The sequence below is a fragment of the Lactococcus garvieae genome (assembly GCF_016027715.1).
Classification (GTDB): domain Bacteria; phylum Bacillota; class Bacilli; order Lactobacillales; family Streptococcaceae; genus Lactococcus; species Lactococcus garvieae_A.
Genome location: NZ_CP065691.1, coordinates 1,572,850 through 1,585,372, shown reverse-complemented (window position 1 = coordinate 1,585,372; position 12,523 = coordinate 1,572,850). Strand labels below are relative to the sequence as shown.

Here is a 12,523-nt window from a genome sequence, read left to right as displayed (position 1 = left end):
AAAACGACTATCATTTGGTATAATTAGTTTTATGAATAAAATCCTTGAAGTAGAAAATCTTACTTTCAAATATGAAGAAGAGCAGGAAAGCCCCACTCTGGATGGGGTGTCTTTTGCTGTTCAAGCAGGAGAATGGGTCTCCATTATTGGTCAAAATGGTTCTGGGAAGTCCACAACGGCGCGAGCAATCGATGGCTTACTGGAAAATGTATCAGGGGACATAAAAATCGATGGACAAGTTTTGAATGCTGAGAATGTCTGGTCACTCCGTCAAAAAATAGGCATGGTTTTTCAAAACCCAGATAATCAGTTTGTGGGCGCCACCGTCGAAGATGACGTGGCCTTTGGCATGGAGAACCAGGGTATACCTCGTGAAGAGATGATTATACGTGTTGAACAAGCTTTAAGACAGGTTAATATGCTTGATTTTAAGGGAAAAGAGCCGGCTCGTCTTTCTGGTGGGCAAAAGCAACGTGTAGCTATCGCGGGGATTATTGCTTTACGACCTGAGATTATTATTCTTGATGAAGCAACTTCAATGCTTGATCCTACTGGTCGTGCTGAAATCATGCGCGTTATCCGGGAAATTAAGGCAGAATATAATTTGACGGTACTTTCTATCACGCATGACCTTGATGAAGCGACTCTTTCTGATCGTGTTTTGGTAATGCGTGCAGGAAAAATTATGAAATCAGCCAAGCCAGAAGAGCTTTTTGGCTCGGGCGAAGATATGATTAATATTGGTTTAGATATGCCTTTTACTTCAAGCTTAGCGAAAGAATTAAGAGAAAATTTTAATTTGCCAGAAAAATATTTGAATGAAGAAGAGCTGGCAGATATCTTAGCAGAAAGACTGAGAAAATGATTAAATTTGATAAGGTAAATTTCACTTACCAACCGAACACCCCCTTTGCCAGTCGGGCCCTCTTTGATATCAACTTAGAGGTAGAAGAAGGGAGCTATACTGCCTTGATTGGGCATACAGGTTCAGGCAAGTCAACACTATTGCAACATCTGAATGGTCTGCTCCAACCTACTGAAGGTGCCGTACATATTGATGATATTGTCATTAAATCGACAAGTAAGCAAAAAGAAATCAAGCCCGCTCGTAAAAAAGTTGGCGTTGTTTTTCAGTTTCCTGAAAGCCAGCTTTTTGAAGAAACAGTTTTAAAAGATGTCGCTTTTGGCCCGCAAAACTTTGGCGTTTCTCAAGAAGAGGCATTGAAAATTGCACGCGAGAAGTTGGAACTTGTAGGTCTAGCAGAAAAGAATTTTGAAAAATCCCCATTTGAACTCTCAGGCGGGCAAATGCGTCGCGTGGCGATTGCAGGGATTTTAGCAATGGAACCTAAAGTTTTGGTTCTTGATGAACCCACGGCAGGCTTAGATCCTAAAGCACGTATTGAAATGATGGAGTTGTTCAGTCATTTGCATCAAGCAGGACAAACAGTTGTGCTGGTTACACACAATATGGATGACGTTGCGGAATATGCAGATAAAGTATACCTGCTGGAAAAAGGGCGCGTAATTTCTTGTGGGGAACCGCAAGAGGTTTTCCAAAATGTTGATTTTTTACTGCAACACGAACTTGGAGTGCCAAAAACGACAGAATTTGCAGTAGAGTTGCAACAGCGCGGTGTTCTTTTTGAACGCTTACCCATCAAGCGTCAAGAATTGATTCAAATGTTGAAGGAGGCGCAAAAGTAATATGCAAAATATGCTTATGGGACGCTATATCCCAGGAAATTCGCTGATTCACCGTCTGGATCCCCGCAGTAAACTTTTAGTCATGTTTATTTTTGTTATTGTGATTTTCTTTGCACATGACTGGTTAGGCTATCTGTTATTGATTCTGTATACCTTTGCAGGTGTACTTTTATCTGGTATATCTATTTCCTACTTTCTCAAGGGCCTACGGCCGATGATTGGTTTGATTTTATTTACTGTTATTTTTCAAATGCTTTTTACACCAGGAGAACATATCATTTTTCACGTGTGGATTTTGAAAATATCAACAGAAAGTTTGATTAATGCTCTTTATATTTTCTTCCGTTTTGTGTTGATTATTTTTATGTCAACCGTTCTAACCTTAACTACACCACCATTGACTTTGGCTGATGGGATTGAGACAGGTTTGGCCCCCTTGAAAAAAATTAAGGTTCCAGTTCATGAGTTAGGTCTGATGCTCTCAATCTCTCTGCGTTTCATTCCTACATTGATGGATGATACAACGATGATTATGAATGCGCAAAAGGCTCGAGGGATGGATTTTGGTGAAGGTAATCTATTGCAGAAGGTGCGATCAATTATTCCAATATTAATTCCACTTTTTGTTTCAAGTTTTCGTCGTGCTGAAGATTTGGCAGTAGCCATGGAAGCACGAGGTTATCAAGGAGGAGACGGTCGAAGCAAGTACCGCCAGTTAAAGTGGTCTAAAAAAGATTTTGTTTTATTAGTGAGTATATTTATACTTGCTGTCCTCTTACTTACTTGGAATGCTTTGAGTTAAAAAGAGTCGGGAAAATTTTATTAAAAAACTGAATAATGTCAGTTTTTTTTGTTTATTTATGAGTTTATTCTTGCATTCGCAAAATGGATTTGCTATAATAATCAAGTAGTTAAGAAACGCACCCGTGGCTCAACTGGATAGAGTACCTGACTACGAATCAGGCGGTTGCAGGTTCGAATCCTGCCGGGTGCATAATAATTAAGTCGGGCTTGCCCGTTTTATTATTGCAAAAAAATTTTAGACCATCGGGAAGTAGCTCAGCTTGGTAGAGTACTTGGTTTGGGACCAAGGTGTCGCAGGTTCGAATCCTGTCTTCCCGATTACCGACTAACCCTAACTCATCTTTCGTAGATGAGTTTTTTTTGTTGGAAAGGAAAGCTGTCCTTGTATTGCGGCTGATGTCATTGTGTTAAGTAATAGATTCTTCGGAGTCTATTTTTTTTGTTACATCTTGTATTTTTTTACGAATAATAGTGTGGGTATGAATAAAAATTATTGGAAAAGAGATGCATGATGGTGAAGAGAAAACTAGGATTGTCTATCGGGCTGAAGAAGGGACTTTGTTAACATTAAAAGGATGGGGAGCTGCCCAAACATATCAAAAAAATAATAGAAAACAGACCTTTAGAGTAAAAGTACTAAAGTGAAATGAGGCTTTTTTGAAAAAAAGAATTTTAAAATTTAATCTTGTCATTCTTCTGCTTAGCATTTTATTTGGAATGTTTGTTTCTCAAGTAGAGCAATATTCAAGAAATAAGGTGACCGATTTTTTTAGGTATACGGATAGTTATTCTCCTGTAAAAAAACCAAAAAAAGTAACCAGTAAAGAAGAGAATGATAAAGTAATTAATATTATAGAAAAGATTTCAAAACAGGAAGGTTTATTTACTCTGTACAAAGTTGTAAACCAAGGATATTTTATTAAAGAGGGGATCAACTTTAAATTCCTACCAAAAGAAGAGATAACTTTGTATACACCTAATACGAAACAAAAAAACGTATACACCCCTCCATTTAGTAAGTCAGTCTTATCTATAGACAGTATAGATAGTTTAAAAAATCAAAATGAATTTGAGTGGCAGGTTTTTATAAAAACAGAAGATGAAAACAGATATAAAGATAAGATAGAACAGATTAAAAACGCTTATAACAAAGAGTTTGATGAGAACTATACTTATCAAGATTTTTCGGATTTTGAAAAAAGTGAAAGTTACGAATTATCATCGGGTGGGGACATTTACAATATTTCAAGCTATATAAAGATCGGCATAGTCTTTTTTACGGTGATGTTAAGTTTTTGGATTTTTTCAGTTAATAAAAAAATTCAAATTTTACGACAAAATGGCTACTCTATCATAGCAAGCATAAATAACTTTATCGGCAAGGGCTATACAGTTTGTATTTTTGCATCAATTGCTTTACTTACATATTTATTAGGAACCATTTCGAGTGACTATTGTACCCGTTTTATAATAAACATTGGACTCCTCCTTTTCTTTAACTATTTTTGGTTGATGATGATGGTTTATGTAGTGGAGAGATTAAACTGGAGAAAAAAAGAGCATAAAAATAAAACAGAAAAGTTATTTATCAATTTATTGCCAACAGTAATAAAACTTATTTTTCTGATGATGTTAGTCGTAACCAACCTTGATTTAGCAAGGATTATGTATGAAGCATCCAATATCACGTTTAATAGTGAAGTGCCTAAAAAAATAAGTGAAGATAACTACCATGTTTTTTACCCCGTTATCGTTGGAAAAAACCAACTTGAATTTGTCCATGACAAAGATTCTAGGGAAGAAGAAGAGGAAGAAATATATCAATATTTAAACCAAAACGGAAGCTTGCTCGTAAGTATAGAACATTATAATATAAAAGAGAATGAAGTATTCGGGAGAACGATACAACTCAACCCTAATTATTTAAAAAAATTCGAGATTTTAGATGAAAATAATCAGAGGGTTTTTATAGAAGAAAATGAAGAAAAAAGAATATTACTCATTCCCGAAAGATTCAAGGGAAGTGATGATTTAACTAAGATAAAAGAATACTATTTTAAAGACTTATCCCAATTTGAGAAAAAAATAACTGATATTATCTATATCAAAGATAAGCAACCTATCTATAGTTTTGTTCCCAATAATCCATGGATTGATGACTATCCTATTTTAGATATTTTAACACTCAAAAACAGCGACAGTTGGGACAGGAATATTTTTAGTGGTGATAGGTATCCACCCATCAAAATAAAAACAGCGGGGAAATCAAGTGAAAAACTTAAGGAGCTTTTAGAGAAAAACAGGCTGACGGATAATTTACCTTCTTTTGTTCCCTATGAAAAAGCAGATATCACGCTAATAAAAAGCCTGTCCGGTTCATTCAGCTATATATTAACCAGCTCCTTATTGACAGTATTTGTATTTTCTATTGTGTGCTTACTAACCACTGCCTATTTTTTCCAATATCATAATAAAAAGTTTTATTTACTAAGGCTAAACGGTTATTCTTTTTTTAAAACCTATGCATCCGTCTTTTTATTGTTGCTATTCGAGCTCACAATAGGTTTATCTATAGCGGTATTCTTGTCTGAAATCAGCAAAGAATTTGTTATTAATATATTTCTGGCTATGTTACTCAATGTTATTATAGTCAGTCTGACTTTATTTAGAGTTGAAAAAAGAATGTCTAATTAAATTCTTAAAAGGGGAAAGTGATGAATAAAAATGAAATAATCTCTATGTGTAATATCCAAAAAAAAATACAGGATAAACTAATTTTTTCAATAAATGAGTTTACTGTAAATAAGGGTGATTTTGTAACGATTAAAGGTGTTAGCGGTTCTGGAAAGACGACTCTGTTAAACATATTGGGGATGAAAGACACGATAAGTTCAGGAGAATATTTATTCGAAGGTGTTGAAACGGAAAAGCTGAAAGAAAAAGTAAAACTGAAGATAAAGAGAAATAAAATATCTTTTTTATTTCAAGATTTCGGTCTAGTTGAAGAAGAAACAATTAATTTTAATTTAGAAATAGGCTTAAAATATAGCAAATTAAGTAGGAAAGAGAAACTAAAACAAAAAAAGGAGGCACTGAATGCGGTCAATTTAAATAAAAAACTATCCACATCGATTAGTAGTTTATCTGGAGGCGAAAAACAGCGTGTTGCACTCGCGCGAATTATTTTAAAGCCATCAATACTTATTTTGGCAGATGAACCCACAGGTTCTTTAGATTCACTCAACAGAGATATCGTTACTGATATTTTATTTAAACAGTCAATAAATGGGAAAGCCGTAATAATTGTAACTCATGATGAGGAACTTGCAAAGAAAGGGAATAAAACCATAGAGCTTTAATTCTGCACCGTCATTTTAAAAAAATCAAACTTACACAAGACCATGAACTATCCTAGGCTTTAAAATTATCGGAGACAGAGTAGAGTAACATTGTATATAAAAAATTTTTGGAGGTAAATATGAAAAAAACGATATATTTAGCAACTTTCGTACTTTCTTTTGGGCTGTTTGGAAGTTTACTAGGGGGATCAGTTGCTTTTGCGGACAAACTAGAGCCGTATGGGGATATCACACACACATCAGATTCTGAAGGTTATATCCATTTTGACTCTAATGGGAATATTGTAGAAAGTAATTTAGAGTCTAACACCAATAAGAAAGCAAGACCAGCTATTAATCATGCTTCAGGAAGATGGGTATATTTCTCTGAACTTTATGATTGGGGAAGAAAGAAAAGAGGACATTCAAATCATTACAGCTCTAAATATCAAAGACATGGCGCTAAAGCTCGAGTAGGTCAGAACATCAGAATAGCAAATGCTGGCCTTAAACAATGGGCACTTGCAACTGCCTATGGGAAATCTTCTGATACTTTTGCCTGTTGGTATAACCCTACGAGCTGGTATTAATTTTTAAGATGATTGTTCATGGTCTTGTGTAAGATTGTTTTTAGAAAAGATTGGATATGGAACATAGTACCGAAATAGTGCGGAAAGGTAAAAACAAGAATAGCTATAATGAGTTATAGCAGAGTGTAAAAAGTTGTGGCTTTCGGACAGCGTTTTAGCTGTGTGTTGAGGGCTTTTCTTAGATGAGCTTTTTATGAGTTTAAAAACAGAATGTTACAATCATTTAACAATTGTCAGAATGTTCACTAATCATTTGGTGTATAGAAGTACTAAAGTATAATAGTGCATAACACTAAAATTTTTAGTGAATATATGATGTAAGGAAATATACTACATGGAAAAAGACTTGAAAAATGATATCGGTTTTTTCGGAGCCTTGTCTATTGTTGTTGGGACTGTTATCGGAGCTGGCGTTTTCTTTAAGATTGCTGCGATGGTTGCCGTAACGCAATCTGCTTCATTGACACTGCTTGCCTGGGCTGTTGGCGGAACTTTAACTATCTGTGCTGGGCTAAGCGTGGCGGAGCTTGCAGCGGCCATACCGGAAACAGGTGGTGCTGTGAAATATTTAGAGCGAAGTTATGGGAAACTGATTGGCTTTCTGTTTGGTTGGGTACAGGTTCTGATTTATAATCCAGGGAATATGGCGGCATTAGGGATTATTTTTGCGACGCAGGTTCTTAATTTATTGGGCTTGCCACAAAACTTACTGATTCCTATCGCGATTATCTCTATCTTATCAATCATGGCGATTAATTTACTGGGATCACGCTTTACTTCACGTTTTCAGCAAGTTACTTCAATTCTAAAATTAATCCCTATATTTTTGATTATTGTGTTTGGTTTGACAGCGAATTCTCAAGTAGAAGTACAATTATTCCCGATACAGGCTGGACAAAATGTTAATTTTTTTGCGGGACTTGGTGGTGCTCTAGTCGCAAGTTTATTTGCCTTTGACGGGTGGATGAATGTCGGAAATATTGCTGGTGAGATGAAAAATCCACAAAAACATCTCTCAAAAGTTATTACTATAGGGTTATTGATTATTTCTTTTATCTATGTTGCTATCAGTTTAGGCTTTCTCAAGGTTCTTCCCTTAGAGCAAATTTCGGGTAATGTAAATACAGCTTCAGATGCTGCACAAAAATTATTTGGTGTTAACGGTGGAAAATTAGTAACCATTGGGATTTTAATTTCGGTTTACGGAACTTTAAATGGTTACACGATGACTGCTATACGTGTTCCCTATGCCTTAGCTTTGGAAAACTCTTTGCCATTTTCAAGACATTTGAGTAAACTCAACAAAAATGCAATTCCATTTGTATCAGCTGCGTTGGTGACAAGTTTAGCATGTATCTTTATGGCGGCGGGATCGTTTGATATCTTGACGAACCTCGTTATCTTTGTCATGTGGTTCTTCTCGTTCTTACTTATCCTTGCTGTATTTATTTTACGGAAAAAAGAACCTGATCTGCACCGCCCATACAAAGTAATACTTTATCCTGTACTGCCTGTTGTGGGAATGTTGGGTGCTCTATTTATTATGTGGACCACGATTACACAACAACCCGTACTTGCGATGATTGGGATAGCAATAACCCTTGCCGGAGTGCCTGTCTTTTATTACCAAACAAAAATGAAACAAGTAGCAACCGTTGTTAAAGTAAAATCTAAATAAGCAGACTCCTGTTAAGATATTAGGTTGACAGGACAGGAGAATTTTGCTAAAATAGTAAAGTTGAATATAGCAGTCAGCTAGAAAACTCGTCAACATTTTGCTTGTTACGAAGTAACCGAAGCTGTAAGGCGAAAGTGAAATGCACGAATTCGAGGCTGTCAATATTCTTCAAAAAAATTTGAAGGAGACATACATATGTCACGTTATACTGGTCCATCATGGAAACAATCTCGCCGTCTCGGCATCTCACTTACAGGTTCTGGTAAAGAACTTGCACGTCGTAACTACGTACCTGGTCAACACGGTCCAAACAACCGTTCAAAACTTTCTGAATACGGTTTGCAATTGGCTGAAAAACAAAAACTCCGTTTCACTTACGGTGTTTCTGAACGTCAATTCCGTAACTTGTTCGTAGCAGCTACACGTGTTAAAGAAGGAACACTTGGTTTCAACTTCATGACATTGCTTGAACAACGTTTGGATAACGTTGTATACCGTCTTGGTCTTGCAACTACTCGTCGTCAAGCACGTCAATTCGTAAACCACGGTCACATCCTCGTTGACGGAAAACGCGTTGATATCCCATCATACCGCGTAGCACCTGGTCAAGTTATCTCAGTTCGCGAAAAATCTATGAAAGTTCCTGCAATCCTTGAAGCTGTAGAAGCAACTAAAGGACGTCCAAACTTTGTATCATTTGACGCTGAAAAACTTGAAGGTTCACTCGTTCGTCTTCCAGAACGTGACGAAATCAACACAGAAATCAACGAAGCACTTATCGTCGAATTCTACAACAAAATGATGTAATATCTCTTTGAGATAAAATATAGCTCTAAGCCCTATATGATTGGGTTTAGAGCTTTTTTATTTTTGTTTAAAAAGTAATTAACTACGTTTTTACTAACGTTACCTCTAAAAATTAGCATATTTAGAAAAAAGTTCTACTGCCTCAACTTCTTTCTCTTGTTCAAGATGACTGTAAATATCCATAGTCATTTTAATACTTGCATGACCTAGTCTTGTTTGGATTTCTTTATACGATACTCCAGCATTGAGCAATAGTGAAGCATGAGAATGCCTAAAACCATGGAATCCTATATCATGTAGTCCAGCTACTTTAAACGTTTGCTGCAGGGGCTTTCTAAGCCGTTGGTAATCAAGGACTGATCCTGAACTTGTAGGAAATACGAGTTGTTGATTAGGACTACCAAGTTTTAAAAAGTGGGACTGTTGATACCATTTCCATTTCTGTAAGCTTGATATAGCTTTCTGATCAATAATTATAGTCCGCTTACTGTGCTTTGTTTTTGGAGTATCTTGAATTGTCTGATGTCCAGTTGTTGTTTTACTGACAGATAGAGTTTGCTTTTCAAAGTTAATGTCGGACCAATATAGAGCAGTAGCCTCTCCAATTCGCAGACCAGAAGCCACCAATAGGCGGCAAATAGTTTTTAGTTCATTATTTGTCCAGGTACTTGATAAGCTATCCATATATTCAAAATATGCTTTTAACTGCTCTTTGTTAAAATGCTTTATTTCACGTTCTGTAGCTTCCATTTTGATATTTGGAACAATTACAGTAAGGCAAGGATTAAAGCTCACTAGCCCTATAGAAATCGCGTATTTGAATATTCTATTAGTTATATTGAGAAGAAGTTTATATCCTTTAGCATTCCCTTTATTTCGGCGCTTTGCTCCATTAAGTGGAGAGCTAGCATTTTTAGCCCATTTATTAATTTGTAGTTGTATTTGAGTAGTAGTAAGCTTGTCAATCTTAGTAGTACCAAAAGCGGGTAAGATATATCTATTTAAATTTGATCGCATGATTTCTATAGAATGGCTTTTTACAGTATGCTGATAAGTGTCGAACCATGCTTCTGTAACTTCAGCAAAAGTTTTAAGTTGCTTTTCTTTTTTCACACAGTCATTTTTTATAAAGGCACTCTGCTTACGTTGAAGTTTGTTTTTAACATCTTTTTTTGTACGACCGCGAATGTCTGTACGTACTTGTTTACTTGTTAATTTGTCAGTGCCAATATAAGCACCTCGAAGAATGTAACGTATTTCTCCAGTTTTAGTTTTGTATTCTTTGATATTTAGTTTATTCATGTTGATTCTCCTATTGCATTTGGCCGTGCGCAAAATTGAGAACATGAAATTTTTATATTAGTTAGCCTTTTAATATAAATAGATATTATCGATTATTTAATTCTTTGGTCTATTTTTGCTGTAAAATCGGGAAGCAAATCAAGATTAGATGCTATTTGAGGATTATCCAAAAAACGCAAGGCATCAAAATAGGCATCTATGAAATCCTCTAAAGAATGAAGTCTTTTAAGTATTTCACTAGAATTTTCTGTTAAATATTCCCCCGAACTTATTTTTTCTTCAGAATTATCATAGTAGCTTTTGTAAGAATATTTCATAGTATCTAGAATTCGAGTACGTAATTCTCTACTGAGATTTGTTAAAATATTATTTTCCAAACTTTCAGGATCAGACCAAGACTCAATTGTATATTTCTTGACTTCATTAAATTTTTTATCTGCTTGCTTAGTACTAAAAAAACTAGAAGCATTTGAATACATTATATTCTTTATTTCATTAAGAATGAAAGGGACAATATTATTACTTATACTTTTATCTGTTAACAAGTCTGTTTGAAGTTGAGCCACAAGACTGTCAATATATTCATCCATAGTTCCATGGAGAATATATTCTATAGTAGTATCTCCAAGAGATGAAATCTTTAATAAATTTTCTTTGTTGGGAAGATTACGCCCTTTTTCCCAATTGTTTACAGTTCCTTTAGATGTATTAAATAGCTTTCCAAATTGTTCCATAGATAAACCTAAAGAAAGTCTAATATCATTGATTCTTGAACCAACAGCTTTTGCATTTATATTCATATATTATTTTCCTCTTTTACCATAATAAACTTTTTTTTGTAAAAAGTAAATAAAAGTATTGACAAAATAAACAAATAGTTTTATAATTGTTGTATGCAAAAGTAAAGGAGGTGAAAAACTATGGGGTATTGCAATAAGGTAAAGGGTTACAGAAACATGTTAGGACTTACTCAACAGCAATTGGGGAAACAATTAGGTATTAGTAAACAAACTTATCATAACAAGGAGAAAGAAAAAACATCTTTTACTGATTCTGAAAAAGTTGCATTTAAAAAATTACTAGTACCACTATTTCCAGAAATTACAATAGAAGATATTTTTTTTAATTAAAAAGTATGCAAAAGTAAAGCAAACAAAATTTGGCCGTGTGTAAAATTGGGATTATGAAAGGGATTAATATTTTTATTACCTTAAATGTAAGGTAGACAGGATTAGTAATTAAATAGTTATTTCAGTTTAGTCTATTGAAATTATATATTAAATTGAAATACTTGAGTGATGGATAATTTTGCCATAAGTATTATTATGGTAAATCTAGAAAAAGCACAATAAAAAAAGCCGTGAACGCTCCCCAGCAATAAACGACTTTTAAATAATAAGCAGAATTACATAGGTAATCCTATTTCTGCTCTAATTATAACAAATTGGAGATAAAAAACAAATGACACAATTTATAAGCATAGATGAAGCAAAAAAATTATTCAATAAGTGTTTATTGAAAGCACGCCACCATATCGAAGTAGACGACAACACAGACAAGCTGTTTGACGGCAGAACCATTGTTACATTTACATTCTTAGGGGATGGTTACCAAGTGGAGTTATCGGAGGTGTAAGGGTATGAAAAATAAAGATACTGCTAAACAAGAAATGATTGATGATATTAGAGATAAAAACGCAGAAAATACAGCTTTAATCACTATGATTATAGATGAAATAACAGGTTTATATCAAAATGAGGGTAACGGACGACTTTACGAAATCAACCGATTAGAAAATTCACTTGTTACTTCTCTATATATGATTGATAAGCGAGTACAAGATATTGCGGAACTTACAGACGAATTGATTGAAGCTGAACTCCACAGGGAAAAGGAGGGTTAATAAATGAGTTTGTTATCTGAACAGGCTGAGCAAGAACTAACGCAATCAGTATTAAGTCGATTAGACAAGATGATTAATATTAAGTTGCAGCAAGCCGATAAAATTAAATATAAAAAGAAAGCTGATCTGAAGAAAAAACTAAAAATCAATGAAGCTTACTATAAAAAATTAGTAAAAGCTGGACTTCGAGAAGTTATTTTAGAAGACGGAGATCGAACTATCTGGAACTCAGAAGAACAATTTAACCAACTCATGGACGAGTTAGCAGAGTGATTACAATTTGGCGATAAGTAACCACTTTTAGAAAACAAGTATAGAAAATACACGGCAAAATATAAAATTGAAAGGTAAAAAATAAGAAAATGAAAAAATGTTGTAGCGGTGCGAACTGTGA

Annotated in this window: 14 protein-coding genes and 2 tRNA genes; 14 read left to right on the top strand and 2 right to left on the bottom strand. The window is 34.7% G+C overall.

Annotated features, from left to right (window positions below):
• Positions 1–31 precede the first annotated feature (31 nt).
• The 10 genes from I6G50_RS07955 (at position 32) to rpsD (ending at position 8,924) form a co-directional block, all read left to right on the top strand.
• A complete protein-coding gene (locus I6G50_RS07955) occupies positions 32–865 on the top strand; it encodes an energy-coupling factor ABC transporter ATP-binding protein (RefSeq protein ID WP_003134850.1) in 834 nt (277 codons plus the stop codon).
• The gene (locus I6G50_RS07950) at positions 862–1,707 is read left to right on the top strand and encodes an energy-coupling factor ABC transporter ATP-binding protein (RefSeq protein ID WP_003134848.1); all 846 of its coding nucleotides are present in this window, start codon (positions 862–864) and stop codon (positions 1,705–1,707) included. Before I6G50_RS07955 ends, I6G50_RS07950 begins: the two co-directional genes overlap by 4 nt.
• 1 nt (position 1,708) lies before the next feature.
• Positions 1,709–2,509, top strand: a complete 801-nt coding sequence (locus I6G50_RS07945; RefSeq protein WP_003134846.1) for an energy-coupling factor transporter transmembrane component T family protein — start codon at positions 1,709–1,711, stop codon at positions 2,507–2,509.
• A gap of 118 nt (positions 2,510–2,627) precedes the next feature.
• Positions 2,628–2,701: transfer RNA gene (locus I6G50_RS07940), tRNA-Arg, on the top strand.
• A 54-nt stretch (positions 2,702–2,755) separates the two neighbouring features.
• A tRNA-Pro gene (locus I6G50_RS07935) sits at positions 2,756–2,829 on the top strand.
• Between the two features lie 339 nt (positions 2,830–3,168).
• Positions 3,169–5,205 (top strand): DUF1430 domain-containing protein, encoded by a 2,037-nt coding sequence (locus I6G50_RS07930; protein ID WP_197908470.1) that lies wholly within the window; start codon positions 3,169–3,171, stop codon positions 5,203–5,205.
• A gap of 20 nt (positions 5,206–5,225) precedes the next feature.
• Positions 5,226–5,870 (top strand): ATP-binding cassette domain-containing protein, encoded by a 645-nt coding sequence (locus tag I6G50_RS07925; protein ID WP_197908468.1) that lies wholly within the window; start codon positions 5,226–5,228, stop codon positions 5,868–5,870.
• Positions 5,871–5,989: 119 nt separating this feature from the next.
• Positions 5,990–6,439, top strand: coding sequence for a hypothetical protein (locus I6G50_RS07920; protein WP_197908466.1), 450 nt, complete (start codon positions 5,990–5,992; stop codon positions 6,437–6,439).
• A gap of 334 nt (positions 6,440–6,773) precedes the next feature.
• Positions 6,774–8,117 carry an APC family permease gene (locus tag I6G50_RS07915; RefSeq protein WP_081168098.1) on the top strand — a complete coding sequence of 448 codons (1,344 nt, stop codon included), beginning with the start codon at positions 6,774–6,776 and terminating at the stop codon, positions 8,115–8,117.
• Between the two features lie 195 nt (positions 8,118–8,312).
• Complete coding sequence (rpsD, locus tag I6G50_RS07910; protein ID WP_003134840.1) at positions 8,313–8,924, top strand: 30S ribosomal protein S4; 612 nt, start codon at positions 8,313–8,315, stop codon at positions 8,922–8,924.
• A 105-nt stretch (positions 8,925–9,029) separates the two neighbouring features.
• Here rpsD and I6G50_RS07905 read toward each other — a convergent pair whose 3' ends face one another.
• The gene (locus I6G50_RS07905; RefSeq protein ID WP_197908464.1) at positions 9,030–10,226 is read right to left on the bottom strand and encodes a tyrosine-type recombinase/integrase; all 1,197 of its coding nucleotides are present in this window, start codon (positions 10,224–10,226) and stop codon (positions 9,030–9,032) included.
• Between the two features lie 92 nt (positions 10,227–10,318).
• Positions 10,319–11,026, bottom strand: coding sequence for a helix-turn-helix domain-containing protein (locus I6G50_RS07900; protein ID WP_197908462.1), 708 nt, complete (start codon positions 11,024–11,026; stop codon positions 10,319–10,321).
• A 120-nt stretch (positions 11,027–11,146) separates the two neighbouring features.
• Here I6G50_RS07900 and I6G50_RS07895 point away from each other — a divergent pair, with 120 nt between their 5' ends.
• The 4 genes from I6G50_RS07895 (at position 11,147) to I6G50_RS07880 (ending at position 12,402) form a co-directional block, all read left to right on the top strand.
• Complete coding sequence (locus I6G50_RS07895) at positions 11,147–11,356, top strand: helix-turn-helix transcriptional regulator (protein ID WP_197908460.1); 210 nt, start codon at positions 11,147–11,149, stop codon at positions 11,354–11,356.
• Positions 11,357–11,687: 331 nt separating this feature from the next.
• Positions 11,688–11,861, top strand: coding sequence for a DUF1655 domain-containing protein (locus tag I6G50_RS07890; RefSeq protein ID WP_232252350.1), 174 nt, complete (start codon positions 11,688–11,690; stop codon positions 11,859–11,861).
• Positions 11,862–11,865: 4 nt separating this feature from the next.
• Positions 11,866–12,129, top strand: a complete 264-nt coding sequence (locus tag I6G50_RS07885) for a hypothetical protein (protein ID WP_232252349.1) — start codon at positions 11,866–11,868, stop codon at positions 12,127–12,129.
• Between the two features lie 3 nt (positions 12,130–12,132).
• Complete coding sequence (locus I6G50_RS07880) at positions 12,133–12,402, top strand: hypothetical protein (RefSeq protein WP_197908458.1); 270 nt, start codon at positions 12,133–12,135, stop codon at positions 12,400–12,402.
• Positions 12,403–12,523 lie beyond the last annotated feature (121 nt).

Excerpts from the sequence above, each read along its gene's own strand:
- I6G50_RS07900 (WP_197908462.1), bottom strand. The coding sequence starts at position 11,026 with ATGAATATAAATGCAAAAGCTGTTGGTTCAAGAATCAATGATATTAGA.
- I6G50_RS07880 (WP_197908458.1), top strand. The coding sequence starts at position 12,133 with ATGAGTTTGTTATCTGAACAGGCTGAGCAAGAACTAACGCAATCAGTA.
- I6G50_RS07890 (WP_232252350.1), top strand. The coding sequence starts at position 11,688 with ATGACACAATTTATAAGCATAGATGAAGCAAAAAAATTATTCAATAAG.
- I6G50_RS07925 (WP_197908468.1), top strand. The coding sequence starts at position 5,226 with ATGAATAAAAATGAAATAATCTCTATGTGTAATATCCAAAAAAAAATA.
- I6G50_RS07895 (WP_197908460.1), top strand. The coding sequence starts at position 11,147 with ATGGGGTATTGCAATAAGGTAAAGGGTTACAGAAACATGTTAGGACTT.
- I6G50_RS07950 (WP_003134848.1), top strand. The coding sequence starts at position 862 with ATGATTAAATTTGATAAGGTAAATTTCACTTACCAACCGAACACCCCC.
- rpsD (WP_003134840.1), top strand. The coding sequence starts at position 8,313 with ATGTCACGTTATACTGGTCCATCATGGAAACAATCTCGCCGTCTCGGC.
- I6G50_RS07905 (WP_197908464.1), bottom strand. The coding sequence starts at position 10,226 with ATGAATAAACTAAATATCAAAGAATACAAAACTAAAACTGGAGAAATA.
- I6G50_RS07945 (WP_003134846.1), top strand. The coding sequence starts at position 1,709 with ATGCAAAATATGCTTATGGGACGCTATATCCCAGGAAATTCGCTGATT.
- I6G50_RS07885 (WP_232252349.1), top strand. The coding sequence starts at position 11,866 with ATGAAAAATAAAGATACTGCTAAACAAGAAATGATTGATGATATTAGA.
- I6G50_RS07955 (WP_003134850.1), top strand. The coding sequence starts at position 32 with ATGAATAAAATCCTTGAAGTAGAAAATCTTACTTTCAAATATGAAGAA.
- I6G50_RS07920 (WP_197908466.1), top strand. The coding sequence starts at position 5,990 with ATGAAAAAAACGATATATTTAGCAACTTTCGTACTTTCTTTTGGGCTG.
- I6G50_RS07915 (WP_081168098.1), top strand. The coding sequence starts at position 6,774 with ATGGAAAAAGACTTGAAAAATGATATCGGTTTTTTCGGAGCCTTGTCT.